Source organism: Pseudomonas inefficax, assembly GCF_900277125.1.
Classification (GTDB): domain Bacteria; phylum Pseudomonadota; class Gammaproteobacteria; order Pseudomonadales; family Pseudomonadaceae; genus Aquipseudomonas; species Aquipseudomonas inefficax.
Genome location: NZ_OPYN01000123.1, coordinates 52508 through 71129, shown reverse-complemented (window position 1 = coordinate 71129; position 18622 = coordinate 52508). Strand labels below are relative to the sequence as shown.

At 65.2% G+C, this 18622-nt stretch carries 13 protein-coding genes; 6 read left to right on the top strand and 7 right to left on the bottom strand.

Annotation, left to right across the window (positions count from 1 at the left end; translation table 11 throughout):
• Positions 1-48 precede the first annotated feature (48 nt).
• The gene (locus JV551A3_RS14660; protein WP_133972162.1) at positions 49-1140 is read left to right on the top strand and encodes a GGDEF domain-containing protein; all 1092 of its coding nucleotides are present in this window, start codon (positions 49-51) and stop codon (positions 1138-1140) included.
• Positions 1141-1346: 206 nt separating this feature from the next.
• On the opposite strand, the gene JV551A3_RS14650 is transcribed toward JV551A3_RS14660, so the two are convergent.
• Positions 1347-2645, bottom strand: coding sequence for an ATP-binding protein (locus tag JV551A3_RS14650; protein ID WP_133972160.1), 1299 nt, complete (start codon positions 2643-2645; stop codon positions 1347-1349).
• A 6-nt stretch (positions 2646-2651) separates the two neighbouring features.
• A complete protein-coding gene (locus tag JV551A3_RS14645; RefSeq protein ID WP_003259958.1) occupies positions 2652-3353 on the bottom strand; it encodes a response regulator in 702 nt (233 codons plus the stop codon).
• 271 nt (positions 3354-3624) lie between these two features.
• On the opposite strand from JV551A3_RS14645, the gene JV551A3_RS14640 reads away from it, so the two are divergent.
• The 3 genes from JV551A3_RS14640 (at position 3625) to mobA (ending at position 8577) form a co-directional block, all read left to right on the top strand.
• Positions 3625-4800 (top strand): efflux RND transporter periplasmic adaptor subunit, encoded by a 1176-nt coding sequence (locus JV551A3_RS14640; RefSeq protein ID WP_133972158.1) that lies wholly within the window; start codon positions 3625-3627, stop codon positions 4798-4800.
• An 11-nt stretch (positions 4801-4811) separates the two neighbouring features.
• Entirely contained in the window at positions 4812-7940 is a 3129-nt protein-coding gene (locus JV551A3_RS14635) for an efflux RND transporter permease subunit (protein WP_133972156.1), read from the top strand.
• A 61-nt stretch (positions 7941-8001) separates the two neighbouring features.
• Positions 8002-8577 carry a molybdenum cofactor guanylyltransferase MobA gene (gene mobA / locus JV551A3_RS14630; protein ID WP_133972154.1) on the top strand — a complete coding sequence of 192 codons (576 nt, stop codon included), beginning with the start codon at positions 8002-8004 and terminating at the stop codon, positions 8575-8577.
• Between the two features lie 213 nt (positions 8578-8790).
• Here mobA and JV551A3_RS14625 read toward each other — a convergent pair whose 3' ends face one another.
• From JV551A3_RS14625 to peaA, 5 genes are all read right to left on the bottom strand, one after another.
• Positions 8791-10464, bottom strand: a complete 1674-nt coding sequence (locus tag JV551A3_RS14625) for a fatty acid CoA ligase family protein (protein WP_133972152.1) — start codon at positions 10462-10464, stop codon at positions 8791-8793.
• Positions 10465-10602: 138 nt separating this feature from the next.
• Positions 10603-11724, bottom strand: a complete 1122-nt coding sequence (peaD, locus tag JV551A3_RS14620; RefSeq protein WP_133972150.1) for a quinohemoprotein amine dehydrogenase subunit beta — start codon at positions 11722-11724, stop codon at positions 10603-10605.
• Positions 11725-11756: 32 nt separating this feature from the next.
• On the bottom strand, positions 11757-12080 hold the full coding sequence (qhpC, locus tag JV551A3_RS14615; RefSeq protein ID WP_004375838.1) for a quinohemoprotein amine dehydrogenase subunit gamma: 324 nt from the start codon (positions 12078-12080) through the stop codon (positions 11757-11759).
• A 1-nt stretch (position 12081) separates the two neighbouring features.
• The gene (gene peaB / locus JV551A3_RS14610; protein WP_133972148.1) at positions 12082-13512 is read right to left on the bottom strand and encodes a quinohemoprotein amine dehydrogenase maturation protein; all 1431 of its coding nucleotides are present in this window, start codon (positions 13510-13512) and stop codon (positions 12082-12084) included.
• Positions 13513-13561: 49 nt separating this feature from the next.
• A complete protein-coding gene (gene peaA / locus JV551A3_RS14605; RefSeq protein WP_133972146.1) occupies positions 13562-15127 on the bottom strand; it encodes a quinohemoprotein amine dehydrogenase subunit alpha in 1566 nt (521 codons plus the stop codon).
• Between the two features lie 493 nt (positions 15128-15620).
• Here peaA and JV551A3_RS14600 point away from each other — a divergent pair, with 493 nt between their 5' ends.
• Both JV551A3_RS14600 and JV551A3_RS14595 read left to right on the top strand, forming a co-directional pair.
• A complete protein-coding gene (locus JV551A3_RS14600; RefSeq protein ID WP_133972144.1) occupies positions 15621-17114 on the top strand; it encodes an aldehyde dehydrogenase family protein in 1494 nt (497 codons plus the stop codon).
• Between the two features lie 149 nt (positions 17115-17263).
• Entirely contained in the window at positions 17264-18577 is a 1314-nt protein-coding gene (locus JV551A3_RS14595; protein ID WP_133972142.1) for an alginate export family protein, read from the top strand.
• The last annotated feature ends 45 nt before the right edge of the window (positions 18578-18622 follow it).

Genomic DNA, 18622 nt, shown 5'->3' with positions numbered 1-18622 from the left:
CTGCGAAAGGGCCAGGCCTGGTAAAGCAGTACGCCCAGGAGCCCACCGATGTTCAAGACCATCGAAACCCACGTGCGCAAGCAGGTCGCCCCCGCCGCCCTGCGCGCCGAATTCCGCCAGCACGAATTCGAGACCATGCGCCCGTTCTGCCTGCTGGTATTCTGCCTCAGCATCCTGATCTGGCTGGTCTTCGACCTGATCGTAAGCTTCCTCGGTGGCCAGGGTTTCACCTGGTTGTCCTATCTGTTCATCACCCTGCTCGGTAGCCTCACCGTGGTGCTGCGGTTCACCCGGCGCAGCCATCACTTCGATGTGCTCAACCTGCTGTTCATCACCGCCATCACCTTGGGCATGCGCCTGGTGATCGAAGGCATCCCGGTAGCCCTGCGCCCGGTATGGCTGGTGCTCGGGGTCTCCACCGTGCTGTATGCCGTGTCGGTGCTACCGGTGCGGCGTTGGTCGTTCTTCTGCGCCATGGCCATCACCTGGGTGGTGCTCAACCCGTTCTACCACACCCGTATCGGGCCGGACGAACTCGAGGGCGCCATGCTGATCAGCTATGCGGTGTTCCTCAGCGGCCTGGTCATCTACAGCTACCTGCAGATGCGCAAGGCCAAGCTGCACAACTTCTACCTGTCCAAGGTGCTGCTGGACCAGGCCTATGTCGATGCCCTGACCGAAATTCCCAACCGCCGCTCGTTCATGGTGCAGGCCGACCGCCAACTGCGTCTGGCCACCGCCGAGCAGTACCTGGCGATGATCGACATCGACAACTTCAAACGGGTGAATGACCGTTTCGGCCATGACGTGGGCGATGAAGTGCTCAAGCGCGTGGCCCTGCATATCAAGGCGAGCATGGCCGATTACGCGTTTGCCCGCCTGGGCGGTGAGGAATTCGCGATCTTTTTCCAGGGGCTGGACCAGCAAGGCGCCGAGCAACGGGTGGCGGCGCTGTGCCAACGGGTGCGCGAAGACGTTGGCGAGCACCCGGTGACCGTCAGCATCGGCCTGGCCCGGGTGGGCCAGGGCGACAGCCTGACCACGGCGCTGGTGCGTGCCGACCAGGCGTTGTACGCGGCCAAGCACAGTGGCAAGGACCGGTTTGTGCTGTGGTCAGCCCGGCTGGCAGACCAGGGTTAGCAGGCCCGGCCTCTTCGCGGGCTCGCCCGCTCCCACAGGTGCTGCGCAGTGTTTGAGATCTGTGTGGTACCTGTGGAGGACCAGGGTTAGCAGGCCCGGCCCTTTCGCGGGTGAACCCGCTCCCACAGGTTCTCTACAGTGTTTGAAATCTGTGCGGTCCTTGTGGGAGCGGGTTCACCCGCGAAAGGGCCGGTGCAGGCAATCCATCAACCGGCAGGCAAGCGAATGCGGAACTGCGCCCCACCCAGCGCTGACTGCGCCACGGTCAAGGTGCCCCCCTGCCCCTCGATCGCCCGCCGACTGATCGCCAAGCCCAGGCCAAACCCGCCGGTATTGCGGTCACGGCTACGGTCCAGGCGGTAGAACGGCTGGAAAATCCGCTCGCGCTCCTCCACCGGAATACCAATCCCGTCATCCTCCACCGTCAACAGGCAAGCGCCATCGTCCTCCAGGCGCAAGCGCAGCAACAGGCTCTCGTCGCAGTAACGCATGGCATTGCGCACCAGGTTCTGCACCGCCCGTGCCGTCAGCCGTGGGTCCAGTACAAAACGCGGCAAATCCCCCTCGGCGCGCACCTCCCACTGGATACCCCGGCCATCGAGTTCCTCGGCAAAGCCGCCGAGTACGCTGTCGACCAGCTCCAGCAACGACACCTCGACCCGCTCGCGTGCCTGGTCGGCGTTGTACAACCGGCTGTAGGACAACAGCTCCAGCACCAGCTCATCCAGCTCACGCACATGCCCCACCAGCTCCAGCAAGCGCTTGCGGCTGGCCGGCGGTACCTCGTCGAACAGCAGCACCAGGCCGAAATCCAGGCGGGTCAGCGGCGTGCGCAACTCATGCGACACCGCATTGAGCAGCTCGCGCTGCTGGTTGACATGGCGCTCCAGGTCACTGGCCATGGTGTCGAACACCCCGGCCAGCTCACCGATGTTGGAGTGCGGCGAGATGTGCGTACGCTCAGACATCTGCCCTTGGCCAAGTCGCCGGGCGGTCTCCTTCAGGCGCTCCAGGTCGCGCCAGTGCGGCCATACCCACAGCAGCAGGCAACCGAGCATGGCTGCACCGATCAGTACGGTCACGCCCCACGACAGCACGTTGATATCCAGCGGGTCTGGTGGTGAGTGCAGGCGCACCAGCCATTCCCTGTCCAGCGGCGCCAGCACGGTCTCGTAGTAGCCCCATTCGGCGATGCGCACGGCGTACAGGCCATGCTCCAGGCGCGCCTGCTCGTCCTCGCTCAGGTCGGCCTGGTCCATGCGCAGCAGCTGCAGTTCCAGCGGCGCGAAATCACTGGCCAGCTCTTGCTCGACCGCCGGCCACTGCTCGCGCGGGGCCTGGCGGAACTGGCGCACGATCAGCGACTGCACGCCCTTGGCCTGGTCCAGGTTGTAGGCCATGAAGCGGTCCTGGAACAGGCCGACGATGGTGTCAGGGATGAACAACAGCGCACCGGCATAGGCAACGATGATCACCAGGTACAGCCGCACCAGAATCTTCAGCATGGCCGGTCAGCACTCCCACTCGACGCGGCTGAACAGGTAGCCCTTGCCCCACACGGTCTTGATCTTGCGCGCTTCGCCGGCGTTATCGTCGAACTTGCGCCGCAGCTTGGAGATGGCCACATCCACCGAGCGGTCGGTACCGTTGAATTCGATACCGCGCAGTTGCTGCAGGATGCGGTCGCGGTTCAGCACCTCGCCGGCATTGCGCGCCAGTACCACCAGCAGGTTGTACTCGCCGCTGGACAGCTCCACTTCTTCGCCGCGCCAGCTCACGGTGCGCTCGGCCAGGTCGATGCGCAGGCCACCGATCAGGATCAGGTCGTTGTCCAGGCGCGGCTCGTTGACGCTGCTGCGGCGCAGCAAGGTGCGCACGCGGGCCAGCAGCACACGCGGCTCGCAGGGTTTGGTCACGTAGTCATCGGCGCCCATTTCCAGGCCCAGGACCTGGTCGTGGCTGTCGTCGCGGGCAGTCAGCATCAGGATCGGCAGGCCCTGCGACTCCTGGCGTAGCAGGCGGCACAGTTGCAGGCCATCGATACCCGGCAGCATCAGGTCAAGGATGACAAGGTCGGGCTTTTGCCGGCGGTACTCGTCCAGCACATGATCGCCACGGGCGATCACCTGGACATGGAAGTCGTTGCGTTGCAGGTAGCTGGCGATCAGCTCGGACAGGGCGCTGTCGTCTTCGACCAGGAAAATATTCGGCATAGGCGCTTGGGAATCTGGATTGGGGTAGGCCTCACTGGCCTCTTCGCGGGTAAACCCGCTCCCACAGGGACTGCACAGCTTCCAGATGCTGTGCGGTCCCTGTGGGAGCGGGTTTACCCGCGAAGAGGCCGGTACAGGTACACGCAGAATATAGAACCCTACAGGTCGAGAGGATTGTTCTTAACACTTTTTCACACTCGTCCTACAGGTATTAACAGCCACCCAAGGAACGCCTGCCGTAGCATACCGGGGTCATCATCGGAAGATCCGTATGCCTACTACCCTCCCCCCACGCCTGCGCCCATTGGCGCTTCTGGCGTTCCTGGGCCTGTCCCTGGCCGGCTGCAACGACAGCGCCGAACAGGAAGAACAGGCTCCCACCCCGCAAGTGCGGGTAGAAACCCTGCAGTTGCAGCCACTGGCCATCAGCAGTGAGCTCAGCGGCCGCATCCTGGCGCCGCGCACCGCCGAAGTGCGCGCGCGGGTCGCGGGCGTGGTGCTCAAGCGGGTGTACCGTGAAGGCAGCGACGTCAGGCAGGGCGATGTGCTGTTCCTGATCGACCCGGCGCCGTTCAAGGCCGACCACGACAGCGCCCGCGCCACCTTGGCCAAGGCCGAGGCCACCCTGTACCAGGCACGCCTGCAGGAGCAGCGCTACCGCGAGCTGGTCGACGACAAGGCCGTCAGCCGCCAGGAATACGACAACGCGAAGGCCAGCTACCTGCAGGCCGATGCCGCAGTGGCCGAGGCCAGGGCCGCGCTGGAGCGCGCCCGCCTCAACCTCGGCTACGCCACCGTGACCGCGCCGATTTCCGGCCGTATCGGCCGCGCCCAGGTCACCGAAGGTGCGCTGGTCGGGCAGAACGAGACCACGCCACTGGCGACCATCCAGCAGCTGGACCCGATCCACGCCGATGTCACCCAGTCCACCCGCGAGCTCAACGCCCTGCGCCGCGCCCTGCGTGCCGGCGAACTGCAGCAGGTCGGCGACGGCCAGGCCCGGGCCACGCTGATCCAGGACGATGGCAGCACCTACCCGCTGCCAGGCAAACTGCTGTTCTCCGACATCAGCGTCGACCCCAGCACCAACCAGATCACCCTGCGCAGCGAGTTCCCCAACCCGGACCTCGACCTGCTGCCCGGCAGCTACGTGCGCGTACGCCTGGAACAGGCCGTGCAGCCCAAGGGCCTGAGCGTGCCGCAGCGTGCCATCCTGCGCGACAGCGCCGGCGTACCCAAGGTGCTGGTGGTCGATGCGCAGGCCCGGGTCAGCGACCGCCAGGTAGTCCTGGGCAGCGCCCAGGGCGACCGCTGGATCGTCAGCGAAGGCCTGGCCCCCGGCGAACGGGTGGTGGTCGAGGGCCTGCAACACGTCAAGGCCGGTGACCAGGTGCAGGTCGACAACGCACCAGGGGCATCGCCCATCGCACAGCACACTGGCCAGTGAGGGCCTGATTCATGCCGCAATTCTTCATCGACCGCCCGGTATTCGCCTGGGTGGTCGCCCTGTTCATCCTGCTCGCCGGTGCCCTGGCCATCCCGCAGCTGCCGGTAGCCCAGTACCCCAACGTGGCCCCGCCGCAGGTGGAAATCTACGCCGTGTACCCGGGCGCTTCGGCGGCGACCATGGACGAGAGCGTGGTCAGCCTGATCGAGCAGGAGCTCAATGGCGCCGATAACCTGCTGTACTTCGAATCGCAGAGCAGCCTGGGCAGCGCCACCATCACCGCCACCTTCGCCCCGGGTACCAACCCGGACCTGGCCCAGGTCGACGTGCAGAACCGCCTGAAGGTGGTCGAGTCGCGCCTGCCGCGCCCGGTAACCCAGCAAGGCCTGCAGGTGGAAAAGGTCTCCACCGGCTTCTTGCTGCTGGCCACCCTCACCTCCGAAGACGGCAAGCTCGATGAAACCGCCCTGTCGGATATCCTCGCGCGCAACGTGATGGACGAAATCCGCCGCCTCAAGGGCGTCGGCAAGGCCCAGCTGTACGGTTCGGAACGCGCCATGCGCATCTGGATCGACCCGCGCAAGCTGATCGGCTTCAACCTAACACCCAACGACGTGGCCGAGGCCATCGCCGCGCAGAACGCCCAGGTGGCCCCCGGCAGCATCGGCGACCTGCCCAGCCGCGGCACCCAGGAAATCACCGCCAACGTGGTGGTCAAGGGCCAGCTGAGCACCCCCGAGGAGTTCGCCGGGATAGTCCTGCGCGCCAACCCGGACGGTTCCACGGTGACCATCGGCGATGTGGCACGGGTCGAGATCGGTGCCCAGGAGTACCAATACGGCACGCGCCTGAACGGCAAGCCGGCCACCGCCTTCAGCGTGCAGCTGTCGCCGGGCGCCAACGCCATGGAAACCGCCACCCTGGTGCGGGCGAAGATGCAGGAGCTGGCGCGCTACTTCCCGGAAGGCGTCAAGTACGACATCCCCTACGACACCTCGCCATTCGTCAAGGTGTCGATCGAACAGGTGATCAATACCCTGTTCGAAGCCATGCTGCTGGTATTCGCGGTGATGTTCCTGTTCCTGCAGAACCTGCGCTACACCCTGATCCCGACCCTGGTGGTGCCGGTGGCCCTGATGGGTACCTTCGCCGTGATGCTGGCCATGGGTTTCTCGGTCAACGTGCTGACCCTGTTCGGCATGGTGCTGGCCATCGGCATCCTGGTCGACGACGCCATCGTTGTGGTGGAAAACGTCGAGCGGATCATGGCCGAGGAAGGCCTGCCGCCCAAGGAGGCCACGCGCAAGGCCATGGGCCAGATCAGCGGCGCGATCGTCGGCATTACCCTGGTGCTGGTGGCGGTATTTCTGCCCATGGCCTTCATGCAAGGCTCGGTAGGGGTGATCTACCAGCAGTTCTCGCTGTCGATGGCAGTGTCGATCCTGTTCTCGGCGTTCCTGGCCCTCAGCCTGACCCCGGCGCTGTGTGCCACCCTGCTCAAGCCGGTAGCCAAGGGCGAGCACCACGAACGCAAGGGCTTCTTCGGCTGGTTCAACCGCCGCTTCGAAGGCATGAGCAACGGCTACCAGCGCTGGGTGATGCAGGCGCTCAAGCGCAGCGGCCGCTACCTGCTGGTATACGCGGTGCTGCTGGCGGTGCTGGGCTATGGCTTCAGCCAGCTGCCCACGGCGTTCCTGCCCACCGAAGATCAGGGTTACACCATCACCGATATCCAGCTGCCGCCGGGCGCCAGCCGCATGCGCACCGAACAGGTGGCGGCACAGATCGAGGCGCACAACGCCGAAGAGCCGGGCGTGGGTAACACTACCTTGATCCTGGGTTTCAGCTTCTCGGGCAGCGGGCAGAACGCGGCACTGGCCTTCACCACGCTCAAGGACTGGTCCGAACGCGGCGCCGACGACAGCGCCCAGTCGATTGCTGACCGCGCGACCATGGCCTTCACCCAGCTCAAGGACGCCGTGGCCTACGCCGTGCTGCCACCGCCGATCGACGGCCTTGGCGAGTCGACCGGCTTCGAGTTCCGCCTGCAGGACCGCGGCGGCATGGGCCACGCTGAGCTGATGGCCGCGCGCGACGAACTGCTGGCCAACGCCGGCAAGAGCAAGGTGCTGACCAACGTGCGCGAAGCCTCGCTGGCGGAAAGCCCGCAGGTGCAGCTGGAAATCGACCGCCGCCAGGCCAATGCCCTGGGCGTATCGTTCGCCGATATCGGCTCGGTGCTGGACGTGGCCGTGGGCTCCAGCTACGTCAACGACTTCCCCAACCAGGGCCGCATGCAACGGGTGGTGGTGCAGGCCGAAGGCGACCAGCGCAGCCAGGTCGAAGACCTGCTGCAGATCCACGTGCGCAACGACAGCGGCAAGATGGTGCCACTGGGCGCCTTCGTCCAGGCCAGGTGGGTCAGCGGCCCGGTGCAGCTGACCCGCTACAACGGCTATCCGGCGGTGTCGATTTCCGGCGAACCGGCGGCCGGCTACAGTTCGGGCGAAGCCATGGCCGAAATCGAGCGCCTGGTGGCCCAACTGCCGGCCGGTGCCGGTCTGGAATGGACTGGCCTGTCGTTGCAGGAACGGCTATCCGGCAGCCAGGCACCGATGCTGATGGCACTGTCGTTGCTGGTGGTGTTCCTGTGCCTGGCAGCGCTGTACGAAAGCTGGTCGATCCCCACTGCGGTACTGCTGGTAGTACCGCTGGGCGTGCTCGGTGCGGTGCTGGCGGTGACCCTGCGCGGCATGCCCAACGACGTGTTCTTCAAGGTTGGCCTGATCACCCTGATCGGCCTGTCGGCAAAGAATGCCATTCTGATCATCGAGTTCGCCAAGAGCCTGGTCGACCAGGGCGTCGATGCCGCCGACGCCGCCGTGCAGGCCGCGCGCCTGCGCCTGCGGCCGATCGTGATGACCTCGCTGGCGTTCATCCTGGGCGTGGTACCGCTGGCCATTGCCAGCGGCGCCAGTTCGGCCAGCCAGCAGGCAATCGGCACCGGGGTGATCGGCGGCATGCTCAGCGCCACCCTGGCGGTGGTGTTCGTGCCGGTGTTCTTCGTCGTGGTGATGCGCCTTGCCGGGCGGCGCCGGGCAGGTAATGCCGACACGCAGACCGTGACCAGCGACAGCTGACTGGACAAGCCCCGCGTGAAATGGGAGGGTTCTCGGCAATGACTGCCCGGAACCCTTTTTCATGCCTGAAGCCCTGCCCCCATGCTCCATCCTCATTCTGGCCGGTGGCCGCGGCCAGCGCATGGGCGGCCGTGACAAGGGTCTGGTCGACTGGCAGGGCGAACCGCTGGTGGCGCATGTGCAGCGCGTGGTACGGCCGCTCAGCGATGACCTGGTGATTTCCTGCAACCGAAACCAGGATGCCTACCGGGCGTATGCCGACCAGTTGGTGGGCGATGCCGAGGCGGACTACCCCGGGCCGTTGGCAGGGGTAACTGCCGGGCTCAAGGTGGCGCGGCATGAATGGGTGGTACTGCTGGCCTGCGATGCACCGCTGGTCGACCGGGGTTTGATCGAGGACCTGCTGCGGCTGGCGGTGACCAGTGACAGTGCGGCCATGGTGCGCCAGGCTGGGTACTGGCAGCCGATGTTCAGCGTGCTGCCACGCCGGGTATTGCCGGTGCTGGAGCAGGCCTGGGCGGCGGGCGAGCGGAGTTTGCAGAAGGCCTTGCTGCGCGAGGCGGTGCAGGGGCTGGAGTGTGCCGACGATGATCGCAGGTTGAGCAACTTCAACAGCCCGGAATTACTACAAGGCTGAATGCCTGGCGCGATCATTGTGGGAGCGGCCTCGCGTCGCGAAAGGGCTGCGCAGCAGCCCCAGAATTTCAGCTGTGACGCATCAATTGCTGGGGCCGCTCTGCGGCCCTTTCGCGACACAAGGCCGCTCCCACAGGTTCTTCACTGCCCTTGAGGCCTGTGCAGTACCTGTGGGAGCGGGTTTACCCGCGAAGAGGCCAGCACAGGCGACACATCACCCGGCAGACAGCTCCTCGACACTGATCTCGCGCATGCGGAACTTCTGCACCTTGCCGGTCACCGTCATCGGGAACTCATCGACAAAGCGGAAGTACCGGGGCACCTTGAAGTGCGCGATCCGTGCCTTCGCCCAATCGCGCAGTTCCTCCGCACTGGCCGTATGCCCCGGATGCAACCGCACCCAGGCCACGATCTCTTCGCCGTACTTGCTGCACGGCACGCCAATCACCTGCACATCAGCTACCGCCGGGTGGGTGAAGAAGAACTCCTCCAGCTCGCGCGGGTAGATGTTCTCGCCGCCGCGAATGATCATGTCCTTGCTGCGCCCGACAATACGCACATAGCCCTGCTCGTCCATCACCGCCAGGTCGCCGGTGTGCATCCAGCCTTCCTCATCGATGCTTTCGGCCGTGGCCTTGGGGTTGTTCCAGTAGCCCAGCATCACGCTGTAACCCCGGGTGCACAGCTCGCCGATCTCGCCACGCGGCAGGGTGTTGCCGTCGGCATCGATCACCTTGTTCTCCAGCCGCGGCTGGGTGCGCCCGACGCTGGTCACGCGGCGCTCCAGGTCGTCGCTGGCACCGGTCTGCAGCGACACCGGGCTGGTTTCGGTCATGCCATAGGCAATCTGCACCTCGGCCATGTGCATCTCGCCGATCACCCGGCGCATCACTTCGATCGGGCAGGTTGCGCCGGCCATGATCCCGGTGCGCAGGCTCGACAGGTCGAACTCGCCACGCTGGGGGTGGTCCAGCTCGGCGATGAACATGGTTGGCACGCCATACAACGCAGTGGCCTTTTCTTCCGCCACGGCGCGCAGGGTGGCCAGCGGGTCGAAGGCGTCGTTGGGGTAGATCAGGGTGCTGCCGTGGGTCATGCAGCCGAGGTTGGCCATGACCATGCCAAAGCAGTGGTACAGCGGCACCGGCACCACCAGCCGGTCATGCTCGGTCAAGCCCAGGCTTTCACCGACCATGTAGCCGTTGTTGAGGATGTTGCTGTGGCTAAGGGTGGCGCCTTTCGGGAAACCAGTGGTGCCCGAGGTGTACTGGATATTGATCGGGTCGTCGCAGTGCAACTGCGCCTGGCGCTCGGCAAGGGCTTCGCGGCTGACGGCCGCGGCACGGGCCTGCAGGTCGTGCCAGGCAAGAAAGCCCGGCGGAGGCGCGACGGCCAGGCTGACCACACCACGCAGTTCAGGGAAGCGTTCGCAGATCAGGGCGCCCGGCTGGCCAGCGGCCAGGCCCGGGACCAGGCCCAGCAGCATGGCGTGGTAGTCGGAGGTCTTGAACGCGTCGGCACAGATCACCCAGCGGCAGCCGGACTGGCCGAGGGCGTAGTCCAGTTCGCTGGAGCGGTAGGCTGGGTTGATGTTGACCAGGATCGCGCCCACCTTGGCGCTGGCGAACTGGGTGATGCACCACTCTGCGCAGTTGGGCGCCCAGATGCCGAGGCGATCACCGGGCTGCACGCCCAGGGCCATCAGCGCACGGGCATGCTGGTCGACGGCTTCGGCCAGTTGCTGCCAGGTGTAGCGCAGGGCCTGGTGGCGGACTACCAGGGCTTCGCGGTCAGGGAAGCGGGCGACGGTGGTGTCGAAGGCGTCGCCGATGCACTGGGTAAGCAGGGGTTTGTCCTGGTTGCCCTGGGAGTAGCTTGGCTGGGGCATGGGCGGTCTCTTGTTGTTCTTGTGCTGTCTGTACCGGCCTCTTCGCGGGCTCGCCCGCTCCCACAGGTACCACACAGGTTTCAAGGCCTATGCTTTCCCTGTGGGAGCGGGCAAGCCCGCGAAGAAGCCAGCACCGGTTTAACGGATGAACACCTGCGGCGTGGTGGTGGACATGTCACCACCCGGCAACTTGATGTTCTTCACCTTCTCCAGCGTATCCGGGTTGAACACCGCCAGGTCGTTGAAGGTGCCGCCCAGGTACAACTTGTCGCCCTTCTTGTCGAAGGCCACGCAGTAGTAAGTGTGGTCCAGATTCGCCGCCTTGATCAGCTTGCGCTGTTTCAGGTCGTACTTGGCCAGGCGGTTGAGCACGCCGTAGATCTGGTTCGGGTCTTTTGGCGAACGCAGCCCGGTGAAGTACAGCTCGGTCAGGTCGGCAAATTCCTGGGTGTGGGTCTTGCCGGTCTTCAGGTCGACGCTCAGGTAGCCATACAGCAGATCGGCAGTCGCCGGGTCCTGCTTGTCATCCTTGAACCTGGCAATGGTGTACAGCATCGAGAACTCGTGGCGCGCGCTCTGGTGCGGCCAGAAGTACAGCACGTCCGGGGCGCTGTAGCCTTTGCGGTTCCAGTTGCGCAGCGGCAAGGCCACCGTGTACTTGCCGGTGTTCACATCCATCTTGTAGATGTCCGGCCCGGCGACGTACAGGCTGCCATCGTCCGCAGCACGCATCAGGTACACCTGGCGCGGCATCGGGAAGGTGCGCACCGGCTTGGCCTCCAGGCCATCGGCGGTGCTGAACACTTCCAGCCGCGGTGGCTTGACCACGTAGTGGTCGTTCAGGCGCTGGGTCGGGTTGACCGTGGCATACACTTCCTTGCCGTCCGGGCTGATGGCGAACGAGTACATCGACCGGCCCACCTCACCCGGCACACTGGACAGGTTGGCGTGGAAGGTGTTCTTGCAGGTGTCCAGGTCGATGCCGTAGATATCGCCGTAGTGGTTGTTGAGTACGTAGGCGGTGCGGTTGTCCGGCGCCATCATCGCGGTGCCTGGGCCGAACTTGTCCGGCATCGCGCAGCTCTTGTACACCGAGTCACTGGCCACATCGACCACATGCAGGTTGTTCGGGTAGTTGGTCACGATCATGTATTCGTGGCCAGCCTTCAGCGCCGGCCCGGTGTCGGCGGCCTGTACCAGCCCGGCACAGGCCGTGGCGGCGATGGTGAGCGCGAGTGACGCGCAGCGTCCAGCTTTCATGCGGTTTCCCCTTGTCATTCTTGTTGGGCCGGTCACTTGTCTTTCGGGAACACAGTGCCGAGGTTGCGCCAGTCTTCAGCAGAGTTGCTCGCCTGGGCGTTCCAGTCCTGGTAGGTGCTCATCATGTCCGGCACCTGGGCCGGCCACCAGCAAGGGTCGGAGCAGCCATACAGGTCGGCCTCCATCGGCTGGCACAGCGAGCTCACGCCACCAAAGGCGTCCACTTCCCAGCCCGGGTCGGTGGTAGCGGTGCAGCCCGCCACTGCGCTCATGGCCATGACTTCTTCGACGCGGTCTTCGGCGGCGGCCTGCTCGAGGATGCGCGCCTTGTTGTTCAGGGGCTTCAAGTGCTTCATGTCAGTGCGCCTTCCGCGGGGTGATGTAGCGATCGATGAAGGCCGGGTTGGCGGCCATGATGCGGCTGTAGACTTCGATGCCGAAGTCGACCCAGTCGCGCATCAGTTCGCAATAGTGGTAGGTCGGGTGCTGCGGGTCGCCATAGCGGGCATAGCTTTCGTGGTAGCAGCCGCCGGAGCACAGGTTGCGGATGCGGCAGCTCTCGCAGCCGGTGTTGCTGCGGTCCAGGCGCTGCGACAGGAAGTCATTGAGCTGTGCCTGCTTCACGCCCTGGTGCACGTTGCCGAAGGTCGGCAGGCTGGAGCCGGTGAAGCGGTGGCACAGGTTCAGCTCGCCCTCATGGTCCACGGCCAGCATCTTCAACCCGGCGCCGCACGGTAGGGCCTTCTTGTGGCCTTCGTGAATGTCGGTGATCAGCTGGTGCAGGTTGGAGAAGCCGATGTTGCGGTGCTCCAGCGCCGCCTCCAGGTAGCGCCGGCCCAGCGCCTTCATGTTGGCGAACACCTGCACCAGTTCTTCGCCGGTGAGGTTGAAGTTGGCCATGTCACCGGAGGTGACCGGGGCAAAGCCGACTTCAGCGAAGCCCAGTTCATTGAACAGGTGGTTCCAGATGGTCTCGACGTCGGTGATGCCACGGGTCAGCGTGACCCGCGCGCCCACCGGGCGGCTGTGGTAGCGCGACAGCAGCATGTCGACCTTGCGCCGTACCACGTCATAGGTGCCCTGCCCGCCCACGGTGATGCGGTTGCGGTCGTGCACGGTCTTGGGGCCGTCGATGCTGATCGACAGGCCGAAGCGGTGGGCGTTGAGCCAGTCGACGATCTCTTCGGTAAGCAAGGTGGCATTGGTGGTCATGATGAACTCCACCTGCTTGCCGGCCTCGGCGAAGCGCCGCTCGCAGTAGGCGACCATGTGCTCGATCAGTGGCCGATTGGACAGCGGCTCGCCACCAAAGAACACCACGCTGTAACGCTGCTCGTCGGGCGACTCCTTGAGCAGCATCTCCACCGAAGCCTCGGCGGTGGCGGTACTCATCTTCTTGCCTGCGGACGGTTTGTCCAGGTCTTCCTTGTAGCAGTAGGTGCAGCTGAGGTTACAGCCGGTGTTGACGTTCAGCACCACGGTGTTCAGTGCCGTGCGTTCGACCTGCTTGAGGGCGATTTCCGGGGTCAGCGGCGAGCCGTCGCTGACCAGTTCCAGCGCGATCAGCTCGCGCAGGGTGTCCTGGATATCGCTGCCGGCAAACTGCTGGCCAAGGCGCTGCATCAGCTCCTCGGCCGAGCAGCCTTGCTGGCGCAGGGTGTCGATGATGCCGCCGGTCACCGCGTCGGCGGTGAACAGCGAACTGCTGGGGATATGGAACAGCATGCGGTCGGCGTCGACCTGCACTTCATGCAGGTTGCGTTCGACCAGGTTCAGTAGCGCGCCCATGGCGACCTCCCGATAATCGATGCGTTGGAAAACCGTAAGCCACCTGCCGTTACGGCAGCGGCGGGTTGTTCCAGCGCTGTACGGTGACGATCATGTGCCCTTCGCCCGTCTGGCCACCGTCGGCCAGGGTGGCGATGACCTTCAGGTTGCCGGCGTTGTTGGTCATCATCTTGCGCTCGGGGTTGGGGCCAGCACCGCCTGGCACGAACACACCATCGGCCTGCATCTTGCCGGCGAACTTGACGTCTTCGTCCTCGACCGCGCGCTCGTTGAACGGCTCGACCTTCCAGCTGGCCGGCAGGTAGCCGATGCGCAGCGGCTGGCCATTGGCGTCCTTGCCCCAGGCTTCGGCCTCGAAGCGGCCCTGCACCTTGGGCACCGAGGCGCCGTTTTCGCCGATGCGGGCGATGGAGAACGCCGGCACCACTTTCACTTCCTCGACCTTGTCGTACACCGCCAGGTTGACGCCCTTGAGCGCACCTACCGCGACCTCGCGTTGCCCAGGCTTGGCATCGGCCGCGGCGCGGGCCTTCACCCGTACCAGGGTCGGGGTCTGCTCCAGCACCTCGGTCACTTCCACGCCAGCGCCCAGGTCCGGTTTGCCGGACAGGCCGCTGCCGACCAAGGTGATCTCGCTTTCGCCACCGGCCTTGATGAATGCCGGTTGTACCGCCAGCAGGCGCGCCTTGCCCTCCTTCACCGCGGTGAAGTCCAGGCCACGCTCATCGTGCTCGGCCTCGAACATGCGGCCCTTCATTTCGCCATCCAGCGCGGCGAACACCTGACGCAGGTTGGCGTCGCCGACCTTGACGTTGCCACGCCATTCATAGCCGTTGTAGAGGATCGCCGAACCGCTGCCATTGAACGGCGTGCCGTCGGCATAAGCGCCCTTGACCTCGACCTTGAAGGTGTCGCCCTGGTCAGGCGTGACGCTCATCACCCCGCGCACATCGCCCTTTGCCAGCATGTGGCCGCTGAATGCCCACTGGCCCGGCAGCGCATCGGCCTTGGGCCTGGCCTTCTGCCATTCGGCCCACGCCGCGCTTTCCAGCGGGTAGCGCTTGGCCAGGTCCGGCACCACCTGCTGCAGAGCGATCGGCAGCCAGTCGCGGTCACGCGCCTGGGCCTGGTATTCGAGGGACGGCCACTGGCCGAGATGGAAGTTGACCAGGTGTTCCCATTCCTTGGCCGGGCGCCGCTGCAAGGCGACGCGGGCACCGGAGTGGCAGCGGCCACAGGTTTCGCTGAGCTGGGTGTCGAACTGCTCGACGGTGTTCAGCCGGCGCTCCATGGCATAACGCACGCCATCGGTTTCGCTGGGCGCCAGGCCCTGCTTGTCGGCCAGGTACTTGACCAGGGTGCGGCGGTCGTCGTCGCTGATCTGCAACCCATGCATCACCTGCATGCGGGCGATGCTCATCAGCCAGCCTTCCGGCGTCTTGCGCTGGTGGCTGATACGGCTGTAGGTGTCGTTGCCTTCGGGGATATGGCACCCCATGCACTTGTTCTGCAACAGGCTCGGGCCCTGCTCGGCCGCCATGGCCTGGGTGCTCAGCAGCGCGGCGGCGACCAGCGCCAGTTTGCCCGCATGCCGCCGGAGTCGAGTCGTCTTCAAGGTCAGACCTCCACGGTTGTTGTTCTTATCGTTTTCGCACGCTTTGGTACAGCAGGTGTGCATGTGACGGTTGCGATACAGGAACTGTGCCAGGTNCTGTAAAAGCGTTTTCTTTCAACCTTTTAGCCGGTTTTCGGGCTTTGGCCAGCAGCAGGTATGGCCAATTGCAGCGTGCCATTTCGCGACAGGGTGTTTCATCCTGAGACAGGGCCTGCTGCGCAGGCCTTCGCGGGCTTGCCCGCTCCCACAGGAATTGCGCCGCCCCAGGGCCCAGCGCTGTACCTGTGGGAGCGGGCAAGCCCGCGAAGGGGCCGGAACAGCCACTGTTTCACCACCGTCTCACACCGTCTCAATGTGCAACAGCGCAACCCTGCAAGCCCAACCTTGCAGCAGGACAAAACCCAACCCGTTCAACGGCTTGCGGCCATCTACCCACCTTGGCACGCCCATTGCGCCTATGCCTGTCACATCCAATGACAAGAGGCACCGTCCCATGCTTTCCGAACTGCCCATCCTGCCCGCCACCCGCGCCTTTCTCGAACGCAAACTGAAGATGCGCATCGGCGCCGACTGGCAGGACGCCGCCAGCGGTCGCACCCTGTCGTTCCGCAACCCGGCCACTGGCCAGGTGCTGGGTGAAGTGCCCGCCGCCGAGGCCGAAGATGTCGACCGCGCCGTGCGCGCCGCACGCCAGGCCTTCGATGATTCGCCGTGGAGCCGCCTGCGCCCGCGCGAACGGCAGAACCTGCTGTGGCGCCTGGCCGACCTGATGGAGCGCGATGCCCGCCAGCTGGCCGAACTGGAATGCCTGAACAACGGCAAGAGTGCCGCCGTTGCCCAGGTAATGGACGTGCAACTGGCCATCGACTTCCTGCGCTACATGGCCGGCTGGGCCACCAAGATCGAGGGTAGCACCGTCGAAGCCTCGATGCCGTTGATGCCCAACGACCAGTTCCATGGTTTCGTGCGGCGCGAGGCAGTGGGCGTGGTCGGTGCCATCGTCGCCTGGAACTTCCCGTTGCTGCTGGCCTGCTGGAAGCTCGGCCCGGCCCTGGCTACCGGCTGCACCGTCGTGCTCAAGCCCGCCGACGAAACACCGCTGAGCGTGCTCAAGCTGGCTGAGCTGGTGGACGAAGCCGGCTACCCCGCCGGCGTGTTCAACGTGGTCACCGGCACCGGCCTGAACGCCGGCGCCGCGCTCAGCCGCCACCCAGGCGTGGACAAGCTGACCTTCACCGGCTCTACCGAGGTCGGCAAGCTGATCGGCAAGGCGGCCATGGACAACATGACCCGCGTCACCCTGGAACTCGGCGGCAAGTCGCCGACCATCGTCATGCCCGACGCCAACCTGCAGGAAGCCGCCGCCGGCGCCGCCACGGCGATCTTCTTCAACCAGGGGCAGGTGTGCTGCGCCGGGTCGCGCCTGTATGTGCACCGCAAGCACTTCGACAACGTGGTCGCCGACATCGCCGGCATCGCCAACGGCATGAAGCTGGGCAGCGGCCTGGACCCTGCGGTGCAGATGGGCCCGCTGATCTCGGCCAAGCAGCAGGACCGCGTCACCGGCTACATCGAGCTTGGCCGCGAACTGGGCGCAACCATCGCCTGCGGTGGCGAAGGCTTCGGGCCGGGCTACTTCGTCAAGCCGACAGTGATCGTCGATGTCGACCAGCGCCACCGCCTGGTGCAGGAAGAGATCTTCGGGCCGGTGCTGGTGGCAATGCCGTTCGATGACATCGACGAAGTGATCGGCATGGCCAACGACAACCCCTATGGCCTGGGTGCCAGCATCTGGTCCAACGACCTGGCTGCCGTGCACCGGATGATCCCGCGCATCAAGTCGGGGTCGGTGTGGGTCAACTGCCACAGCGCCCTCGACCCTGCCTTGCCTTTTGGTGGCTACAAAATGTCCGGCGTCGGCCGTGAGATGGGGGCGGCTGCCATAGAGCACTACACCGAGCTGAAGTCGGTGTTGATCAAGCTCTGACCTTCAGCCTGTACCGGCCCTTTCGCGGGTAAACCCGCTCCCACAGGATCACCACAGTTCTGAACATCGTGGGTTCCCTGTGGGAGCGGGTTCACCCGCGAAGAGGCCGGTACAGGCAACCCAAAAACAACAAAAACATGGAGCACACCATGAGGCACAAACTCGCCTGCACATTGGCCCTGCTGTTCGCCGCCCCGGTCACCCAGGCCTACGAGCTGTACAACCACGACGGCACCACCCTCAACGCCGACCTCGAAGCCCTGTTCGGCGCCTTCCACAGCGACGAAAGCTACAACCTGGCCGGCAACCGCAAGCCCGGCAGCAGCGCCTGGCAGGAGGGCTACATCAAGTATGGCCTCAGCGGCAGCCAGGCCCTGGCCGACAGCGGCGCGCTCTACGGCGCCTTCAACCTGCTCAGCTCCGCCACCTGGGGCGATGGCGATGCTGCCGGCCTGACCCTGGGTGACGAGCGCCGCACCGCCATCGAAGACCTGTACCTGGGCTGGCGCTCGGCCAACCTGTTCCCGGCCCTGGGCGAAGACGGCGTGGACATTTCCGGCGGCCGCCAGGTGGTGACCCTGGGCGACGGCTTCCTGATCCAGGGCGACCCGGTGAACTTGGGCAAGGTCGACCTTGGCGCCAACTTCGACCGCGGCGGTGCCTACTACCTGGCCGCACGCAAAGCCTTCGACCGCACGGCCGTGCTGCGTCTGGGCGGCAAGCAAGGCTGGCGCGGCGACCTGATGTGGCTGAAGTCCGACAACCACTACCAGGCCGACACCTCGCTGGCGGTGGCCAACCTGGAACACGTCGCCGACGCCGGTACCGTGGGCGTGAGCTGGATCCGCGGTCTCGATGTGGACCAGCGCTACGCACAGATCATGGGCCTGGAACACCGCGACGGCATGAACACCGCCAGCCTGCGCGGGCGTGGCAACCTGGGGGTGAAAAACCTGGAGCTGGCAGCCGAGTACGTGACCCAGGACAAAACCGGCGGGCGGGAGAACGCCTGGTATCTGGAGGGCAACTGGACCTTCTCCGAACTGCCCTGGTCACCCACCGCCACCTACCGCTACAGCCGCTTTTCCGAAGACTTCGACCCGCTGTTCTACGGCCTGAGCCGTGGCTATGGCACCTGGTTCCAGGGTGAAGTGGCGGCCAACTATGCCGGGCCGTTCAACAGCAACAGCCAGGTGCACCACGTGGCGCTGAAGGGCAAACCACGGGACAACCTGACTGTCGGGGCGCTGTACTTCGACTTCGATACGCTGGACACCGACCAAGGCAACCTGGGCGGGCGGGAGCTGGACCTGTATGTGGAATGGATGGTCAACGACCATCTGCTGATCAGCCCGCTGGTGGGGTTCTACAAGCCGGAGCGCAGTGCGGCCAATGGAGGGACGCAGCTCGGTGGCCGGGATACCGGGACCTACATGCAGTTGATCGTCGGGACTTTCTTCTGATTCGAGATCCCGGGGCTGCTGCGCAGCCCATCGCGACACAAGGCC

What these genes read in the sequence shown, in the direction of transcription:
- mobA (WP_133972154.1), top strand. Translation starts at nt 8,002, where the DNA reads ATGCCTGAAGCCCTGCCCCCATGCTCCATCCTCATTCTGGCCGGTGGC.
- peaD (WP_133972150.1), bottom strand. Translation starts at nt 11,724, where the DNA reads ATGAAAGCTGGACGCTGCGCGTCACTCGCGCTCACCATCGCCGCCACG.
- qhpC (WP_004375838.1), bottom strand. Translation starts at nt 12,080, where the DNA reads ATGAAGCACTTGAAGCCCCTGAACAACAAGGCGCGCATCCTCGAGCAG.
- JV551A3_RS14645 (WP_003259958.1), bottom strand. Translation starts at nt 3,353, where the DNA reads ATGCCGAATATTTTCCTGGTCGAAGACGACAGCGCCCTGTCCGAGCTG.
- peaB (WP_133972148.1), bottom strand. Translation starts at nt 13,512, where the DNA reads ATGGGCGCGCTACTGAACCTGGTCGAACGCAACCTGCATGAAGTGCAG.
- JV551A3_RS14625 (WP_133972152.1), bottom strand. Translation starts at nt 10,464, where the DNA reads ATGCCCCAGCCAAGCTACTCCCAGGGCAACCAGGACAAACCCCTGCTT.
- JV551A3_RS14635 (WP_133972156.1), top strand. Translation starts at nt 4,812, where the DNA reads ATGCCGCAATTCTTCATCGACCGCCCGGTATTCGCCTGGGTGGTCGCC.
- JV551A3_RS14640 (WP_133972158.1), top strand. Translation starts at nt 3,625, where the DNA reads ATGCCTACTACCCTCCCCCCACGCCTGCGCCCATTGGCGCTTCTGGCG.
- JV551A3_RS14600 (WP_133972144.1), top strand. Translation starts at nt 15,621, where the DNA reads ATGCTTTCCGAACTGCCCATCCTGCCCGCCACCCGCGCCTTTCTCGAA.
- JV551A3_RS14650 (WP_133972160.1), bottom strand. Translation starts at nt 2,645, where the DNA reads ATGCTGAAGATTCTGGTGCGGCTGTACCTGGTGATCATCGTTGCCTAT.
- JV551A3_RS14660 (WP_133972162.1), top strand. Translation starts at nt 49, where the DNA reads ATGTTCAAGACCATCGAAACCCACGTGCGCAAGCAGGTCGCCCCCGCC.
- JV551A3_RS14595 (WP_133972142.1), top strand. Translation starts at nt 17,264, where the DNA reads ATGAGGCACAAACTCGCCTGCACATTGGCCCTGCTGTTCGCCGCCCCG.